The sequence below is a fragment of the Citrobacter sp. MGH103 genome, assembly GCF_001034475.2.
GTDB classification, from domain to species: Bacteria; Pseudomonadota; Gammaproteobacteria; order Enterobacterales; family Enterobacteriaceae; genus Citrobacter; species Citrobacter freundii.
In genome coordinates, this window is record NZ_CP073043.1 from 70247 (window position 1) to 88481 (window position 18235).

Annotated in this window: 16 protein-coding genes; 6 read left to right on the forward strand and 10 right to left on the reverse strand. The window is 54.0% G+C overall.

Features of this window, described 5'->3' with window-relative positions; genetic code table 11:
• Window positions 1–41: 41 nt before the first annotated feature.
• Complete coding sequence (locus tag SK33_RS00355; RefSeq protein ID WP_003024018.1) at window positions 42–902, forward strand: ketose-bisphosphate aldolase; 861 nt, start codon at window positions 42–44, stop codon at window positions 900–902.
• Between the two features lie 49 nt (window positions 903–951).
• Window positions 952–1629: a D-lyxose/D-mannose family sugar isomerase gene (locus SK33_RS00360; protein ID WP_032937161.1), complete on the forward strand. Its 678-nt coding sequence runs from the start codon at window positions 952–954 to the stop codon at window positions 1627–1629.
• Between the two features lie 42 nt (window positions 1630–1671).
• Here SK33_RS00360 and SK33_RS00365 read toward each other — a convergent pair whose 3' ends face one another.
• Window positions 1672–3381: an AsmA family protein gene (locus SK33_RS00365; protein WP_048217049.1), complete on the reverse strand. Its 1710-nt coding sequence runs from the start codon at window positions 3379–3381 to the stop codon at window positions 1672–1674.
• 121 nt (window positions 3382–3502) lie between these two features.
• Entirely contained in the window at window positions 3503–4894 is a 1392-nt protein-coding gene (gene xanP / locus SK33_RS00370; protein WP_003024026.1) for a xanthine/proton symporter XanP, read from the reverse strand.
• Window positions 4895–5119: 225 nt separating this feature from the next.
• Here xanP and gltS point away from each other — a divergent pair, with 225 nt between their 5' ends.
• On the forward strand, window positions 5120–6325 hold the full coding sequence (gene gltS, locus SK33_RS00375) for a sodium/glutamate symporter (RefSeq protein WP_003024029.1): 1206 nt from the start codon (window positions 5120–5122) through the stop codon (window positions 6323–6325).
• A 42-nt stretch (window positions 6326–6367) separates the two neighbouring features.
• Here the strand turns inward: gltS and recG are convergent, their stop codons facing one another.
• From recG to gmk, 5 genes are read right to left on the reverse strand one after another with little or no spacing between them, the layout of a single operon-like run.
• Window positions 6368–8449 carry an ATP-dependent DNA helicase RecG gene (recG, locus tag SK33_RS00380; RefSeq protein ID WP_048218844.1) on the reverse strand — a complete coding sequence of 694 codons (2082 nt, stop codon included), beginning with the start codon at window positions 8447–8449 and terminating at the stop codon, window positions 6368–6370.
• Between the two features lie 5 nt (window positions 8450–8454).
• Entirely contained in the window at window positions 8455–9144 is a 690-nt protein-coding gene (trmH, locus tag SK33_RS00385) for a tRNA (guanosine(18)-2'-O)-methyltransferase TrmH (RefSeq protein ID WP_032950540.1), read from the reverse strand.
• A gap of 4 nt (window positions 9145–9148) precedes the next feature.
• A complete protein-coding gene (spoT, locus tag SK33_RS00390; protein ID WP_048218843.1) occupies window positions 9149–11263 on the reverse strand; it encodes a bifunctional GTP diphosphokinase/guanosine-3',5'-bis pyrophosphate 3'-pyrophosphohydrolase in 2115 nt (704 codons plus the stop codon).
• 18 nt (window positions 11264–11281) lie between these two features.
• Entirely contained in the window at window positions 11282–11557 is a 276-nt protein-coding gene (gene rpoZ / locus SK33_RS00395) for a DNA-directed RNA polymerase subunit omega (RefSeq protein ID WP_000135058.1), read from the reverse strand.
• A gap of 54 nt (window positions 11558–11611) precedes the next feature.
• Window positions 11612–12235: a guanylate kinase gene (gmk, locus tag SK33_RS00400; RefSeq protein WP_003024042.1), complete on the reverse strand. Its 624-nt coding sequence runs from the start codon at window positions 12233–12235 to the stop codon at window positions 11612–11614.
• Between the two features lie 261 nt (window positions 12236–12496).
• On the opposite strand from gmk, the gene ligB reads away from it, so the two are divergent.
• Window positions 12497–14176, forward strand: coding sequence for an NAD-dependent DNA ligase LigB (gene ligB / locus SK33_RS00405; RefSeq protein ID WP_048218933.1), 1680 nt, complete (start codon window positions 12497–12499; stop codon window positions 14174–14176).
• On the opposite strand, the gene SK33_RS00410 is transcribed toward ligB, so the two are convergent.
• Together SK33_RS00410 and SK33_RS00415 are read right to left on the reverse strand one after the other, a co-directional pair.
• The gene (locus tag SK33_RS00410) at window positions 14173–14790 is read right to left on the reverse strand and encodes a trimeric intracellular cation channel family protein (protein ID WP_003024049.1); all 618 of its coding nucleotides are present in this window, start codon (window positions 14788–14790) and stop codon (window positions 14173–14175) included. The two genes, ligB and SK33_RS00410, sit on opposite strands and share 4 nt — an antisense overlap.
• Before the next feature lie 259 nt (window positions 14791–15049).
• Window positions 15050–15913: a YicC/YloC family endoribonuclease gene (locus SK33_RS00415; protein ID WP_003024052.1), complete on the reverse strand. Its 864-nt coding sequence runs from the start codon at window positions 15911–15913 to the stop codon at window positions 15050–15052.
• Window positions 15914–16038: 125 nt separating this feature from the next.
• Here SK33_RS00415 and rph point away from each other — a divergent pair, with 125 nt between their 5' ends.
• Together rph and pyrE are read left to right on the forward strand one after the other, a co-directional pair.
• Window positions 16039–16755 (forward strand): ribonuclease PH, encoded by a 717-nt coding sequence (rph, locus tag SK33_RS00420; protein WP_003024054.1) that lies wholly within the window; start codon window positions 16039–16041, stop codon window positions 16753–16755.
• 65 nt (window positions 16756–16820) lie between these two features.
• Window positions 16821–17462, forward strand: a complete 642-nt coding sequence (gene pyrE, locus SK33_RS00425; protein WP_003024058.1) for an orotate phosphoribosyltransferase — start codon at window positions 16821–16823, stop codon at window positions 17460–17462.
• Window positions 17463–17544: 82 nt separating this feature from the next.
• Here pyrE and slmA read toward each other — a convergent pair whose 3' ends face one another.
• On the reverse strand, window positions 17545–18141 hold the full coding sequence (gene slmA / locus SK33_RS00430) for a nucleoid occlusion factor SlmA (RefSeq protein ID WP_048218842.1): 597 nt from the start codon (window positions 18139–18141) through the stop codon (window positions 17545–17547).
• Window positions 18142–18235 lie beyond the last annotated feature (94 nt).

The following is an 18235-nucleotide window of genomic DNA, read 5'->3' on the forward strand; positions in this document are numbered from 1 at the left end:
CACTGGCAGGGCTTTCTACACCCTGAAACTGGAGAATTAACATGTTAGTTTCGATGAAAGAATTACTGCAACCTACTCGTCAGCACGGTTTTGCTATCGGCGCATTCAACGTGGCGGACAGCTGCTTTGTACGTGCAGTAGTGGAGGAAGCGGAAGCGACCAATACCCCGGCGATTATCTCTATTCACCCCAGTGAACATGATTTTGTCGGCGATGCGTTTTTTAGCTATGTCCGCGATATCACTCTGCGTAGCCCGGTTCCCTTTACTCTGCATCTGGACCACGGCGCTTCGGTTGAGCATGTGCTGCGGGCGATTCAGTGTGGGTTTACCTCGGTGATGATTGATGGCTCGCTGCTGCCGTATGAAGAGAACGTGGCGCTGACCCGCGAAGTGGTCAAGCTGGCGCATGCGGTAGGTGTTTCTGTGGAAGGGGAGTTGGGTACGATTGGTCAGACCGGGACGTCAGTGGAAGGCGGCGTGTCGAAGGTTACTTATACCGATCCTGCTCAGGCAGAGGATTTTATCGCCCGAACCGGTGCAGACACGCTGGCGGTGGCGATTGGAACCGCGCACGGGATCTACCCGAAAGGGATGCAGCCAGAGCTGCAAATGAATATCCTGCGCGACATCGCCGGGCGTGTGGATATTCCGCTGGTGCTGCACGGTGGTTCCGCGAACCCGGATGCGGAAATTGCCGAATCCGTCACGCTGGGTGTTGGCAAAATCAACATTTCCAGCGATATGAAATATGCCTACTTCCAGAAAGTCCGCGAAATCCTGGCAAAAGAAACCTGGTGGGACCCGAACGTAATCTACCCAGAAGCCATTAGCGCCGCGCGGGACGTGATCCGCCACAAAATGAAATTGTTCGGTTCAACCGGCAAAGCATCACTTTACTAACGGCATGCAGGCGGGGCGACCCGCCTCTTTCGCAACAAGGAAAAGTGGAATGAAGCGTTCACATATTAATTATGCCGTCGATAAAGCGCATGCCATCGCCGAGACTTTTCGGGTCTGTCTGCCTGATTTTGCGTATTTTACGATCGATGCCTGGCGGCAACAGGATCAATCTCTGTGGCGTGAAGTGCGCGATCTCCAGCTGGGCTGGGATATTACCGACTTTGGGCGTGGAGATTTTGCGCAAACGGGACTGACGTTACTGACGTTGCGCAATGGTCTGATGGGGTCAGCGGATTACCCCAAACCGTACGCCGAAAAGATGCTGCAAATTCAGCAGGATCAGCAAACGCCATGGCATTTTCATCGCCATAAAATGGAAGATATCGTGAATCGCGGCGGCGGTGACTTATGTATGCAGCTGGCATGGGCCACGCCTGATGACGGGTATGACGCACGGCGTATTGTTGAAGTTAGCGTCGATGGTCAGCGGCGTACCGTTGACGCTGGCGAGACGCTGGTATTGAAACCGGGACAGGGGGTGTGCCTGCCGCCGCGCTTGTATCATCGCTTTTGGGCGGAGAAGGCGTTCGTGCTGGGCTGGGAAATCTCGATGGTCAATGACGACCAGCATGACAACCACTTTCTGGAACCTGGCGGTCGCTTCCCGGCGATTGAAGAGGATGAGCCGGTGAAGTGGCTGTTGTGCAGTGAATATATTCGTTTATGAGCGTGAGTAAGCCCGGTAAGCGAAGCGCCACCGGGCAATAAATTATTGCGCAGGTGGTGGTGCTGTGACTTCACTCCCTGAAACCACACCCGCCTGCATAGTCTGCGTGACCTGCTGTTTCTCCACGTTCACCGCATGCAGTTGCCCGCTGACCGTTGGCTTGAGCGGCGCATCGGCCTGAATATTGCCGCTGGCGGTAAGCTGAATATTACCATCGCCGGAAAGCGGCAGTGCGGGCCAGCCCCACTGCTGCAGGATCGTCATTGGCACGCCGCGTCCGTTCAGGCTGATCTGAGCCTGACGCTGAGGCAACTGCGAAATGCTGGCGGTGGCCTCCAGCAGCCCTTTTTCCGTATAGGCGCTCAGTTCGCTGATATTGATGGTGCTGTTGTTCGCCGTCAGCGCCAGCGAAGGACGACGTACATCCGTGCGGTTAAAGGTAGCAGCAGCGGCGTTGAGGGTGGCGCTCCCGCTCCAGATCCCCCACTGATTGTTCTGTACCAGCCCGAGGTTAGCGCCGTAACCGTCAAGCGCGGTGAGCTGCCACGGGAAACTCGGGTCGATATCAATTACCAGATTGCGGCTGGCGCTGAATTTCTTCAGCGTCAGGCTGTTTAGCCATGTTGGCAGAGGTTTCATCCACTGCTGCTTCCAGTTTTCCGGCAGCGTGTATTCCAGACCGACAATAGCGGCATCATCGAGGACCATCGCTTTGTTGCTGCGTAGCCAGTTTCCGGATGTTCTGACCATACCGCCTTCCCAGCGGGTGGTGAACTGGCGCAGCGCAATGCCCTGTGGTGAGAACTCGGCGTTCAGAATCGGATCGAAGAAGTGCAGAGAGCCGTAGATAAACTCGCTGGCGTTCATCGACAATTTTCCTTCCTGAGTTTGCCAGTCGTCCTTGCTGAAGGTCATGTTGCGCAAGCTCAGATCGAGATCCGTCACCGCCCAGTCAGGGCCTTGCAGACGGGCATCCGTTACTTCCAGACGACCAATTTGCAGGGAAGGAATGGTGCTTAACGGGGCAAAAAAGTCGGCCAGCGATTTGTCGCTTTGCAGCCGGATATCGTTCAGGCGCAGATTCTCCACTACCCAGCTCCCGTCGGCATTGCGTTGCGCTACGCCGGTTAATGCTCCACGCGCCACGTCTGCGCCAATATTGCTAAGCGTCACCCGGTCATGGTCAATGCTGCCTTCAATCAAGACGTTGGTGGTCGGGACATCGTTGAGCGTCAACGAACTGGCGCTGAGCTGAATTTGCGCTTTGCTGCCGAGAATTTTACCTGCTTCAGGGCTCCAGGGAATGACGCCGCCGTTAACGCGCTGGGCGCTGAGGTTCCACTCGCTACCGGGGCTGTTAAGCGCCATATCCTGCAATTGCAGGCGATCGGCCTGAAACGGTAACGGCGCGGTTTGCTGGGAAAGATTCAGCGTGCCGTTTTGCAACAAAATGGTGTCTACGTGCAGCGGGTCGGTGATTTGGCGGCTACTGAGTCCAATATCGACCGTTTTGGCGACCAGCGTGGCGGGCTGACCATCCCGGCCAAAGGTGACGTTTTCCAGCAGAATATGGGAAGGGGAAGAAAACCGGTGATCGATGGCATCAAAGGCCAGATGGTAGCTGCTGTTCTGTGAAACCCAGGCACTGACGTGCTCTGCGCCCCAGCGGGTTTGCAGTAGAAAATAAAGGCCGAGGATCGCCACTGCAAGGGCGATCAGCACGTAAAGAAGCAGCTTTCCAATAAATTTCATGGTCTTCCATCCCGCGAAGTGCACATAGTCAAGTTATGCACGATTTAGACGCAATGCTCAAGGCGGGAATGGTGAAAGAGCGTTACAGCGGCGTTGATTCAGAATCAACGCCGCATTTTGCTTATTGCTTCTCTGGCGGGAACACCAGGTTCAGAACGATAGCGGTAATACCGCCTGCGGCAATGCCGGAAGAGAGCAGGTTTTTCACCCAGTCCGGGGCGAACTGCAGGATCAACGGCTGCTGGGAGACGCCCAGGCCGACGGCCAGCGACAACGCGATAATCAGAATCGCGCGGCGGTTCAGTGGCTCGCGGGACACAATACGCACGCCGGATGCGGCGATAGTACCGAACATTACCAGCGTTGCCCCGCCCAGTACTGGCTCAGGAATATGCTGTACAAAACCGCTAACCGCCGGGAACAGGCCCAGCGCGATCAACATCAACGCCACCACAAAACCGACGTAGCGGCTGGCAACGCCCGTTAACTGAATAACCCCGTTGTTCTGCCCAAAACAGGAGTTCGGGAAGGTGTTGAACACAGCGGAAACAAACGAGTTCAGGCCGTTCGCCAGCACGCCGCCTTTCAGGCGTTTCATATACAGCGGACCAGAAACCGGCTGCTCGGAGACATCAGAGGTGGCCGTAATATCGCCGATGGTTTCCAGTGAGGTGATCATAAAGACCAGCATCAGCGGCAGCAGTAAACTCCAGTCGATACCCAGGCCATAATACAGCGGCGTTGGCACCATTAGCAGGTCCTGACTTACCGGTGCGGTATTTTGCGGCAGCATGTCCATAAACCAGGCCAGCAGATAGCCTGCCGCCATCGCAATCACCAATGACGCAACACGCAGGTAAGGGTTGCGTTGACGGTTAAGCAGGATGATTAGCGCCAGTACCACGCCTGCCAACAGTAAATTCTTCGGTGCACCAAAGGTGTTGTCGCTCATTGCGGCATAGCCACCACCAATTGATGTCAGACCCACCTGAATCAGCGACAGGCCGATAATCATCACCACCACGCCTGAGACCAATGGGGTAATGATCCGCCGCGCCAAATGTAGTACGCGTGAGATAACCATCTCGGTGCAGCTTGCCAGCATCAACGTACCGAACAGCGCCGCCATCATGGTTGGGACATCTGCGCCACCGGTTTTTAGCGCCGTACCGCCCATAATCAGTGGCGCAACAAAGTTAAAGCTGGTGCCCTGAATGGATAGCAGCCCTGAGCCTACCGGCCCCCAGGCTTTGATCTGAATGATAGAAGCTACGCCGGAGGCGAACAGCGACATACTGATAATGTGTTGAGTATCCTGAGCCGGTAAACCAAGCGCCTGGCAAATTAACAGAGCGGGAGTAATTACCGCGACGAACATGGCCAGCAGATGCTGACAGGCGGCAAACAAGGTCTGGGCTAACGGGGGGCGATCTTCAAGACGGTAAATCAGTTCACTGTTGTGAGTCTGCGCAACCGGTTGCGCATTTGTTGACTCTACGGCGTTAACGGACATCAGAGGCAATCCCATGGTGGAAAAGCGGTGATTTTATCTGACTAGGGCGGAAAAGCAAACGTTTGCTAGCAGGTATTCTTAATATTTAAAACGGATAAACAAACATTTTTATATAACTTTTCATCATTTTCTGCTTAAAATCCACCCCGAAAACTCAATAAGAGCTAAAAATCGGTCTGGAATGCATCGTGCGTGATTGTGCTAAACGCACTAATGGAGCTGTAAATGTTTTATCTCGATACGTTATCAACGCTGGTTGCGGCAACCCTTGTGTTGCTGCTGGGACGTAAGCTCGTCCAGTCTGTTTCCTTCCTGAAAAAATACACCATTCCCGAACCCGTAGCGGGCGGCCTGCTGGTGGCGATTGCGCTGCTGGTGCTGAAAAAAAGCATGGGTTGGGAAGTTAACTTCGATATGACCCTGCGCGATCCGTTGATGCTGGCCTTCTTCGCCACTATCGGTCTGAACGCCAATATCGCAAGTTTGCGTGCTGGCGGCCGCGTGGTGGGTATTTTTCTGATTGTGGTTGTTGGCCTGTTGCTGATGCAAAACGCCATCGGTATTGGTATGGCGACCCTGCTGGGTCTGGACCCGCTGATGGGTCTGATCGCTGGCTCGATCACCCTCTCTGGTGGACACGGAACCGGGGCCGCATGGAGCAAGCTGTTTATTGAACGTTATGGCTTCACCAATGCGACTGAAGTGGCGATGGCTTGCGCAACGTTTGGTCTGGTATTGGGTGGGCTGATTGGCGGCCCGGTGGCACGCTATCTGGTCAAACACTCCACCACGCCAGACGGTATGCCGGACGATCAGGCTGTGCCGACCGCATTTGAAAAGCCGGACGTCGGACGCATGATCACCTCACTGGTGCTGATTGAAACCATCGCGCTGATCGCTATCTGTCTGACGGTGGGTAAAATCGTTGCGCAAATGCTGGTTGGGACGGTGCTGGAACTGCCGACCTTCGTTTGCGTGCTGTTTGTTGGGGTGATCCTCAGCAATGGTCTGGCGCTACTGGGCTTTTACCGGGTGTTCGAACGTGCGGTTTCTGTGCTGGGTAACGTTAGTCTGTCACTGTTCCTGGCGATGGCGCTGATGAGCCTGAAGCTATGGGAACTGGCTTCTCTGGCCTTGCCGATGCTGGCAATCCTGGTTGTGCAGACCATTTTCATGGCTCTGTATGCGATATTCGTTACCTGGCGCATGATGGGTAAGAACTACGATGCCGCTGTGCTGGCTGCCGGACACTGCGGTTTTGGCCTCGGCGCGACGCCGACGGCGATTGCCAACATGCAGGCGATTACCGAACGCTTTGGGCCATCCCATATGGCGTTTCTGGTGGTGCCGATGGTGGGGGCATTCTTTATCGATATCGTCAACGCGCTGGTGATTAAGCTGTATCTGCTGTTACCGATTTTTGCGCAATAACGGCTGTGCGGCGGGGTAACCTCCGCCGCCGCTATGAATCGACTATGCGTTGGAGTAGCGTTCGGTTTCCGGCATCCAGCGCTCTATTAGCGCCACGGCCTGTTGCGGATAGCGTTCGTTAATATGGCGAGCAATGCGCTGAACTTCCGGGATAATCGCCTGATCACGCAGTAAATCTGCGACCTTGAATTCTGCCGTTCCGGTCTGGCGAGTACCTAACAGCTCGCCGGGGCCGCGAATCTCTAAATCTTTTTGCGCAATCACGAACCCGTCGTTGCTGTCTCGCAGAACCTGCAAGCGTTTCTGCGCGGTTTTAGACAGCGGTGATTTGTACAGCAGGACGCAGTGGGAGGCCACCGCGCCACGACCTACGCGGCCACGTAGCTGATGCAGCTGGGCCAGGCCCAGGCGCTCCGGGTTTTCAATAATCATCAGGCTGGCGTTTGGCACGTCCACGCCCACTTCAATCACCGTGGTGGCAACCAACAGTTGCAGTTCACCCTGCTTAAAGGCCGCCATTACTGACTGCTTCTCGGCGGGCTTCATACGGCCGTGTACCAGGCCAATATTGAGTTCTGGTAGCGCAATCTTAAGCTCTTCCCACGTTGCTTCTGCTGCCTGAGCTTCTAACAGATCAGACTCTTCAATCAGCGTACAAACCCAGTATGCCTGGCGCGCTTCGTGGGTACAGGCGTTGCGCACGCGATCAATGATGTCGCTGCGGCGGGTATCCGGAATGGCGACCGTGGTGACCGGCGTACGTCCCGGTGGGAGTTCATCAATTACTGAGGTGTCGAGATCGGCATAGGCGGTCATCGCCAGCGTGCGCGGGATTGGCGTGGCAGTCATGATGAGCTGGTGCGGGTGGAAACCCTGCTGCTGACCTTTTTCCCACAGCGCCAGACGCTGATGCACCCCGAAGCGGTGCTGTTCGTCGATGATAACCAGTGCCAGACCGTTGAACTGAACCTGTTCCTGGAAAATTGCATGGGTACCGACAATCATCTGCACCTGACCGCTGGCGATGGCTTCCTGTTGCGCCAGACGCGCTTTGCCTTTCTGCTTGCCCGCCAGCCAGCCCACTTCAACGCCCAGCGGTGCGAACCAGCTGCGGAAGTTATTCGCATGTTGTTCAGCCAATAATTCGGTGGGGGCCATCAGCGCAACCTGCTTCCCATGTGCGATAGCGCGCAGGGCGGCTAACGCCGCAACCAGCGTTTTACCGGAGCCGACATCACCCTGTACCAGGCGCATCATTGGGACATCCAGTGCCATATCACGTTCGATCTCAGCGGTAACGCGAGCCTGTGCGCCAGTCGGTTTAAATGGTAGCGCCGCCAACAGCTTATCTTTCAGCGCATTGTTTGCGCTCAGCGGCTGGGCATGAAAACGCTGCGCCCCGGCGCGTAATGCCAGCATGCTGAGATTATGCGCCAGCAGTTCTTCGAGAATCAGGCGTCGTTGCGCCGGATGTTGTCCTGTTTCCAGATCGCTGAGTTGCAGCGACGGTGGGGGGCGGTGCAACGTGCGCAGTGCTTCGGGCAGGCTCATCATGCCCTGTAACAGCTCTGGCGGCAGCAGTTCGGCAATGGCGCAAGTATCGAGCAGATCCAGTGCCTGATCGGTCAGCTTGCGCAGCGTGGCTTGCTTCACGCCTTCGGTAGTCGGATAAACAGGGGTAAGCGTTTCCTGTAATTCCGGCGTGCTGAGATCGCCCTGCACACGGTATTCCGGGTGGATCATCTCTGCGCCGTATTTCCCGCGTTTGGCTTCACCGTAGGCCAGCACCCGGCGACCGGTGGCGAGGCTGTTTTTCATTGCTGCGCTGAAGTTGAAAAAGCGCATGGTGAGAATGCCGGAGCCATCGCTGATCTGACAGGTCATCATCCGGCGGCCACCGAAGGTGATATTGCAGTTCAGCACTTCGCCTTCAACGGTGGCATAGACGCCCGGCAGCAGTTCGCCAATTGGGTACAGATGGGTACGGTCTTCGTAACGCAGGGGGAGGTGTAGCAGGAGGTCCTGTACGGTGTGCAGGCCAATTTTCGCCAGTTTACTGCTTTGCGCTGCGCCAACGCCGGTCAGAGAGTTGAGTGGGATGGCATCCAGTAAACGGCCTTTCATCGCGTTTATCTCGCAGATTGCATAGTGGCCCACCACGTTGCATCGGCTTCAATTTCGCCCTGCGTGTTTACGTGAGGGTAGGGAAGACCTTTGCGCTTAGCGACATTCGCCAGCACCGGATAACCGCCTTCAAACAGTAAGCGCTGCTGCTCGTCTTGTGGCAGCATGCTGTTTTCTCGTCGGTACATCCCAGCGTTTTGCCGCTGGCGTTGTGCTTCGTACAGAATCAGCGCGGAGGCGACCGAAACGTTCAGCGACTGCACCATGCCAGTCATGGGAATGATGATGTCCTGATCAGCCAGATCCAACGCTTCCTGAGTGATGCCGGTTTTCTCCTGGCCCATCAGGATGCAGGTGGGGCGCGTGTAATCAATATCGCGAAAATCCACGGCTTTATCTGACAGATGAGTTGCCAGAACCTGCATGCCGCGGTTTTTTAAATGTGTGACCGCATCGCCAATAGTAAGGTGAGTTTTCACCTGCACCCAACTGTTGCTGCCTGCGGCAGAAGAGGCCATGGTGCGCATACGACTACCCGGCCAGACGGCGTGGACTTCATGCACGCCGACCGCATCTGCAGTACGAATAATCGCAGAAACGTTATGAGGTTTGTGAACCTGCTCCATGCAGACGGTCAGATCGGGCTGACGACGTGCGAGCATCTCGCGGATACGTGCATAGCGCTGTTCATTCATAAGACTAGTTTCGGTTACGGGTGACTTTTATTACGTCCGGCATGACGCGAATTTTGCGCATGATATTCGCCAGGTGCACGCGATCGCGAGCGGTCAAGCGAATAAAGGCGCTATAGACGCGACCATCTTTCTCTTCCGTATTCAGGCTTTGAATATTGGAGGTGGTCGTGTTGATTGCCGCCGTCAGATTCGCCAAAGCACCCTGGTGGTTAAACATATCCACCTTAATCTCGGTGATGAATTCCTGCTCTGTTTCTTTATCCCATTCCACTGCCATAAACTTCTCTGGCTCTTTCTGGTAGCCACGAATATTACGGCAGGACTCATGGTGAATCACCAGACCTTTACCCGGACTGACGTGGGCAATGATAGGATCGCCTGGAATTGGACGGCAGCATTTCGCGAAGGTGATTAGCACGCCGTCAGCGCCTTTGATCGGCAAATGACCATGGCCAGATTGTGCTGGTACGTTCGCTGTTGCTTCGCCCTGCTGGAGGTTTTTCGCTACCACCACGCTCATGGCGTTACCCAGACCGATTTCTGCGAGCAGATCGTCAAGAGTGGCGAGCTTCATGCGCTCAAGCTCACGCTGGATGCTCTCTGGCGGGATCTCAGTCAGTTTACGGCTACCGCCCAGGGCATGGTTGAGCAGTCGACGGCCCAGACTGACGGAATCATCGCGCTTGAGGTTTTTCAGCAGTTGGCGAATCTTGGCGCGGGCTTTCGAACTGACGACGAAGTTGAGCCACGCGGCATTCGGACGCGCACCCGGGGCGGTAATAATCTCAACTGTCTGACCGCTAAAGAGCGGTTGTGAAAGCGGGTAAGGCTGTCTGTCGACGCGCGCGCCGACGCAGGCGTGACCGATATCTGTATGCACGGCGTAGGCGAAGTCGACAGGCGTTGCACCGGCGGGCAGTTCGACAATGCGCCCTTCCGGTGTGAAAACATAAATCTCATCCGGGAAGAGATCAGATTTAACGCTTTCAATAAATTCAAACGAGCTACCGGCGCTCTGCTGCAGTTCCAGCAGGCTCTGCATCCAGCGCTGAGCGCGGATTTGCGCAGTGGTGCTGCTTTCGCCGCCGTGCTCTTTGTAAGCCCAGTGCGCTGCGACACCCATCTCTGCCATCTGGTCCATGTCTTCAGTACGAATCTGTACTTCAACCGGGACGCCATGAGGGCCGATCATTGAGGTGTGCAAAGACTGATATCCGTTCGCTTTTGGGATGGCAATATAGTCTTTCACGCGGCCAGGACGTGGTTTGTACAGGCTGTGCATCTGGCCGAGTACGCGATAGCAGGTATCGGAATCATGAACGATGACGCGAAATGCGTAGATATCCATGATGGAGTGAAAACGCTGCTCTTTGAGCACCATTTTGCAGTAAATAGAGTACAGGTGCTTCTCACGCCCGCTTACGCGACACGGGATACCTGCCTCCTGCAAACGCCCTTCGATTTCCGAGAGGATTTTTTGGATCATCTCTTTGCGGTTGCCGCGAGCGGCTTTAACCACTTCTTTAATCACGCGATAGCGGTTCGGGTACAGCGCTTCAAAACCCAGCTCTTCCAGCTCGGTTTTAATGTGATGAATACCTAAACGGTGTGCCAGCGGACTATAGATTTCGAGGGTTTCACGGGCGATGCGGCGACGCTTGTCCGGGCGTAATGAGCCCAGCGTGCGCATATTGTGGGTACGGTCGGCAAGTTTGATGAGAATGACGCGGATATCCTGCACCATCGCCATAATCATCTTGCGAAAGTTTTCGGCTTGCGCCTCTTTCTTATCGCGAAACTTAAGCTTATCAAGCTTCGATACCCCTTCTACCAGCTCTGCAACGCTTTTACCAAAAAGCTGTTCCATGTCCTGATAGGTGGCTGGGGTATCTTCAATCACGTCATGCAGCAGTGCAGCCATCAGCGTTTCGTAGTCGAGTTTCATCTCGGCCAGAATACAGGCTACCGCTACCGGGTGCGTGATATAGGGTTCACCGCTTGAACGTGTCTGGCCCTCGTGAGCGTCACGTGCAACGAGATACGCCTGCCGAAGACGCTTAATCTGGTCTTCCGGCAGGTAGTTTTGAATCAGTTGATTCAGGCTTTCAAACAGATACAAGGGCGACCCGCTTTGTGATTAACGACGACCTTCAGCAATAGCGGTAACGGCTTGTAATTCAGCGGCTTCCTGCTCTTGCTGTTCCTGGCGCTCACGCACGTCGAGGATCTGGTTGTTGATCAGACCTTCTTCGATTTCGCGCAGCGCGATAACGGTAGTTTTATCGTTTTCTTCCGGTACGAGCGGATCCTTTCCGCCTACCTGCATCTGACGAGCGCGACGCGCGGCGACCAGTACCAGGTCAAAACGGTTACCAATTTTCTCTACAGCGTCCTGAACAGTTACGCGTGCCATACTTAAAATGCTCCACAGGTGAAGAAATGACTGGGCATGATACTGAATGTGGGTTCAGTCTGCCAACAGTTTGCTGATTAAAGCGTCATGACGCTGCTTTTGGCGGCTCATGCGCAGACGTTCGGCGCGAATGATGGTTTTCAAATCGCCCAGGGCGGTATCGAAATCATCGTTCACAATAAGATAATCATATTCGGCGTAATGGCTCATTTCTGCAACAGCTTGCGCCATACGTTTTGCGATCACGTCTTCGCTATCCTGACCGCGGCCACGCAGACGGCGATCCAACTCAATCTTAGATGGCGGCAAAATAAAAATACTGCGCGCATGCGGCATTTTTTCACGAATTTGCTGCGCACCTTGCCAGTCGATATCTAAAAAGACGTCTACGCCGGATGCTAATACTTGCTCAATGGTTTCACGTGAGGTGCCGTAGTAATTACCGAAAACCTCCGCGTGTTCCAGGAACGCGTCTCTGCCAATCATGGTTCTGAATTCATCATGGTTCACAAAGAAATAGTGTTCACCGTGCACTTCCCCCGGGCGCGGTGCGCGCGTGGTGTGCGAAACAGAAACCTGGGTGTCATACAACGGTTGGGTCTTTAATAAAGCCTGAATCAGGCTGGATTTACCCGCGCCACTGGGGGCAGAAACAATATAAAGCGTGCCTTGAGCCATGAGTATCTTAATGTATGTGATTGTCGAAAGAGAGCCTACATACGGGCTTATTATACACGTAGCCGCTATGTGACGTAGCCCTTGTCACACTTTTTGCGCATGTTTATTGCGTTTTGCGTATCAGTTTCCTGTTTTATCGATGATTTGCAGCAATACGTGCAAATGTCAGGAACGGTGCTCGCAGGATGCTTTTTTGCCGCTCTGTTTCCCTATTATTTCGCGCTATACCTGCCAGGAAATGCAGTGCTCAGCGGAGGTAACATGGGATTATGGAAAGGCATAGGGCTGGTTTTGCTAATGGGGTATCTACCCGCATGGGCGGTATGCCCCGTCTGGTCGCCTGCCAGGGCAAACGAGGAAATTTCACGACTACAGCAGCAGATAACACAGTGGAATGACAGTTACTGGAAACAGGGTGAAAGTGCCGTAGATGACGGCGTTTATGACCAGCTCAATGCGCAACTAATTCAATGGCAGCGCTGTTTTGGCGATGAAGTTCCACCAGATCTGTCTGCGCCACCAATGGGTGGCACAGTATCACACCCCGTTCCCCACACGGGAGTTCGAAAACTTGCCGATAAGCAAGCGCTACAGCAATGGATGCACGCGCGCAGCGATCTCTGGGTGCAACCGAAGGTGGATGGCGTGGCAGTGACGTTAGTCTATCGCAATGGCAATCTGGTACGGGCGATTAGCCGTGGTAATGGCCTGAAAGGCGAAGACTGGACGCAAAAGGTTCTTCAGATCCCTTCCGTACCACATTCGACCAAGGGGAATCTCGCTAACAGTACGTTGCAGGGTGAGATTTTTTTGCAGCAAGAGGGGCATATTCAGAAGCAGAGAGGGGGAATGAACGCCCGCTCGAAGGTTGCTGGATTGATGATGCGCCAGAGCAATCCGGAATTATTAGGCTCGCTGGCTATTTTTATCTGGGCCTGGCCCGATGGTCCTGCGGTCATGTCTGAAAGACTGGAGCAGCTCACTGCTGCCGGGTTCAGTTTCACGCAACATTTTACCAAGGCCGTGAAGAGTGCGGATGACGTAGAGCAAGTGCGAGCAAAGTGGTGGACTTCAGCATTACCTTTTGTCACTGATGGCGTGGTCGTGCGAACAGGAAAAGAGCCGCAGGCGCGATACTGGCTACCCGGACAGGGAGACTGGCTGGCTGCGTGGAAATATCCTCCCGTGGCCAGGGTATCTGAGGTAACCGGTATTCAGTTCTCCGTTGGTAAAAGCGGGAAAATTGCGGTGGTAGCATTGCTGACTCCCGTCATGCTGGATGATAAACGCGTACAGCGCGTCAATATTGGCTCCGTTCGACGCTGGAATGAATGGGATATCGCGCCTGGCGATCAGATTCTGGTGAGCCTGGCCGGACAAGGGATCCCCCGTATAGATGAGGTGGTCTGGCGCAGTACCCAGCGTAGTAAGCCAGTGCCACCTGAGGGGCGCTTCAATTCATTAACCTGTTTTTATGCCACAGCGGAGTGCCAGGAACAGTTTGTTGCCAGACTGGTCTGGCTGGGGGCCAATGAGGTGCTGGGGCTGGAGGGCATCGGCGAGGCGGGATGGCGGGAGCTCCACCAGGTGTATCGCTTTGAGCATATCTTTTCCTGGCTCGGGCTAACTCAGGAACAACTACAGTCGACATTTGGTATAAGCAAAGGGGAGAAGTTATGGCATCAATTCAACCTGTCACGCGATCTTCCGTTCACGCGCTGGGTGATTGCCATGGGAATACCGTTAACACAGGCAACGCTGAATGCCAGCCGGGATGGTTCGTGGCAGCAATTGCAAGAACGCGATGAACAAAGCTGGCGGCAGCTTCCTTTCATGGGGGAGCAGCGGGCACGGCAGGTTATTCAGTGGCTGGAGGATCGAGAGGTCACAGCGCTGAGCAACTGGTTAGCTGCTCAGCGGATCGCGGGCTTTATGCCTTAATGGCCTTCATGGCGATAGTAAAATACTGGCAGACCTAACTTCAGGCGCAGTGCCAGTAGTCGGGCGGTAAAGCCGAAGAGCAGGGTAGAGATAACCACCACATCATGACTGGAGACATAATGCTGTAGCACGATGTATAGCACAGCAGCGGCAAATGATACGCCGGCATACAGTTCTTTCTGGAACACCAGCGGGATGCGTTTGCAGAACATATCGCGTAATACGCCGCCGAAAACCCCGGTAGTGACCGCAGCGACCACGGCGATAATCGGTCCATGGCCCATATCCAGTGCCACCTGAGCCCCGATAATAGAAAAGACCACCAGGCCCAGCGCATCCAGTACGAGGAATATTTTGCGCAGATAGGGCATCACGGGAGCAATAATAGTGGTCAGTACCGCGGCAGTGGCTACGATAATGACGTATTCAGGGTGCTTTACCCAGCCGAGCGGATAATGGCCGAGAAGAATATCACGTACTGAACCACCGCCAATGGCTGTCGCGGTGGCAATGATAATGACGCCAAATGTATCCATACGACGACGCCCAGCCGCAAGCGCACCGGTCATGGCTTCGGCAGTAATACCAATTAAGTATAAAACGTGTAACAGCATGTATTCCCCCTGATTTGCTGGGGGCTAAGGTTAACGATTTGTGCGCACTGTCACGATTGAGATTTTCTAAGGTGAAGTGATTCTAATAACTACAGCTAATGCGAAATTGTTGTAAACACATTATGGCATGCGCTTTGTGATATGAGTGGTGACAATAAATGATGAGAAAATATAATTCTTGTCGCATAGATGAGAACTGATAGCGTCGGGAAAAGCACGTAGCGCCGCCGTTTATTGACGGGCTACGTGAGATGGTGACTTACTCGATATTCTGAATTTGCTCGCGCATTTGCTCGATCAATACCTTTAGTTCAATTGCGGAGTTAGTCACTTCGGCATTGATAGACTTCGATGCCAGAGTATTCGACTCACGGTTGAATTCCTGCATCATGAAGTCCAGACGACGGCCAACCGCCTCTTTTTTCTTCAGAATGTTGTAGGTTTCTTTGACGTGAGCTTCCAGGCGATCCAGTTCTTCAGCCACGTCGATACGCTGTGCCATCAGCACCAGTTCTTGCTCAAGGCGGTTATTTTCCAGCTGCACCTGAGCATCTTCCAGTTTGGCTACCAGACGCTCGCGCTGCCATTGCAGGATTTCCGGCATATGTGCGCGCACTTTTGTGACTTCAGCGCTGACGCCTTCCAGACGCTGCTCGATCAACGCCTTCAGTGCCTGACCTTCGGTTTCACGCGCAACGATAAAGTCATCCAGCGTACCGTCAAGCGCGGCGAGGATTTCGGCGGCAATGGCGTCCAGATCTTGCTCCTGGGCTGCCATTACGCCTGGCCAACGCAGGATATCAACTGGGTTAATTTCACCTTCATCACTCTGCATTTTGACCCAGTTAGCAGCGCTAACGAGCTGTTTAGCGAGTTTTTCATTCAGAATCAGCTCGCCTTGTGCACTGGCATCAGGCTCAAAACGCAGCGTACATTCGACTTTACCGCGCGTCAGACGCGTGCGAATACGTTCGCGAACTACGGGTTCGAGACTACGGAACTGCTCCGGCAGGCGAAAATAAGTTTCCAGATAACGCTGGTTTACCGAGCGCATTTCCCAGGTAGCGCTACCCCATTCACCCTTGATTTCACGCCGGGCGTAAGCGGTCATGCTGCGGATCATAGACGTTCCTGTTTTTAAAGATGAGATGGGAGGATTATAGCCATCCACGTCTTGTCAGGATAGGAATAACAGTCGGAAGTCCGTATAATGCGCAGCCACATTCGTTTCAAGCCGGAGATTTTATCATGCGTCCAGCAGGTCGTAGTGCCAATCAGGTGCGTCCCGTCACCCTGACCCGTAATTATACAAAACACGCTGAAGGCTCCGTGCTGGTCGAATTTGGTGATACCAAAGTGCTATGTACCGCTTCTATTGATGAAGGCGTACCGCGTTTTCTGAAAGGTCAGGGCCAGGGTTGGATCACCGCAGAATATGGCATGCTGCCACGCGCCACACACACCCGTAACGCCCGTGAAGCGGCGAAAGGTAAGCAGGGCGGTCGTACCATGGAAATCCAGCGTCTGATCGCTCGTGCGCTGCGCGCTGCCGTTGACCTGAAGACGCTCGGTGAGTTCACCATTACGCTGGACTGCGATGTTATCCAGGCAGATGGCGGTACCCGCACCGCATCAATTACCGGCGCATGCGTTGCGTTGGCGGATGCGCTGAACAAGCTGGTCGCGAGCGGTAAACTGAAAACTAACCCGATGAAAGGGATGGTCGCCGCGGTTTCCGTGGGCATTGTTAACGGTGAAGCGCTCTGTGACCTCGAGTACGTTGAAGACTCTGCTGCAGAAACCGACATGAACGTAGTGATGACTGAAGACGGTCGCATTATAGAGGTTCAGGGCACGGCGGAAGGTGAGCCATTCAGCCATGAAGAACTTCTCACCCTACTGGCGTTAGCCCGAGGGGGAATCGAATCCATTGTAGCGACGCAGAAGGCGGCGTTAGAAAATTGATTTTAAAGGCGACTGATGAGTCGCCTTTTTTTTGTCTGTAATAAAGTGAGATGAGGAGCGAATCCATGAAACCGTATCAGCGCCAGTTTATTGAGTTTGCGCTTAGCAAGCAGGTACTAAAGTTTGGCGAGTTTACGCTGAAATCCGGGCGTAAAAGCCCCTATTTCTTCAACGCCGGACTGTTTAATACCGGGCGCGACCTGGCTCTGTTAGGCCGTTTTTACGCCGAAGCGCTGGTGGATTCCGGTATTGAGTTCGATTTGCTGTTTGGTCCAGCGTACAAAGGTATTCCGATTGCGACTACAACGGCCGTTGCGCTGGCTGAACACCACGATAAAGATTTGCCGTACTGCTTTAACCGTAAAGAGGCGAAGACCCACGGTGAAGGTGGCAATCTGGTCGGTAGCGCACTTGAGGGGCGCGTGATGCTGGTGGATGATGTTATCACCGCAGGTACGGCGATTCGTGAGTCGATGGAAATTATCCAGGCGAATGGCGCCACTCTGGCGGGGGTACTGATTTCTCTCGATCGTCAGGAACGCGGTCGCGGCGAGATTTCCGCTATTCAGGAAGTGGAACGTGATTACGGTTGCAAAGTGATCTCTATTATCACCCTGAAAGACCTGATTGCGTATCTGGAAGAGAAACCGGAGATGGCGGAGCACCTGGCGGCAGTACGAGCCTATCGCGAAGCATACGGTGTATAAGGACAGCCGGATAGCGCTGCGCTGATCCGGCCTACGCACTTACCGGGCCTACGGTTTACGTAGGCCGGACAAGACGAAATCGCTACTGCAATTGAGCGGCAACCAACGGCCAGCGGGTGTCAAAATCATCCGTTGGGCGGTATTTAAATTCGCTACGTACAAACCGGGATAGCATACCTTCGCAGAAAGCCAGTAACTGGCTGGCCAGAAGCGTTTCATCCATGGTGTAGCCTTCACCTTCACGCATTCTTTTTTCTCGCAGAACCTGGCGCAACTGCGCTTCAATGCGCTCAAAAAGTTGGTTAATGCGACCTTGCAGACGGTCTTGCTCGAACATCAACGCGTGTCCGGTCAGAATTCGCGTCAGGCCCGGATTACGCTCACCAAACCCTAAAATCAGCAGAACGATCAGACGCAGACGCGCGCTGGTGTCCTTTTCATCTTTCAAAATCAGATTGATACGGGTAATCAGACTATCTTCGATAAACTCAATCAGGCTATCGAACATGCGAGTCTTGCTGGGAAAATGGCGATACAATGCCGCTTCGGATACGCCAACTGAGGCTGCCAGCTTTGCTGTGGTGATGCGTTGGCTACCATCGCTGGACTCAAGCATCAGTGCCAGAGACTGAAGTATTTCTTCGCGACGATTCCTTTTCGCAGTTTGCTTTTCTACCATGTTACAAAATACCCCTGAAAATAAGCTCTTGCCAGGCAGGCATCCACACAGCGACCGCAAACTTTTGTTTGCGGTGTGTTATTGCGTTATTACG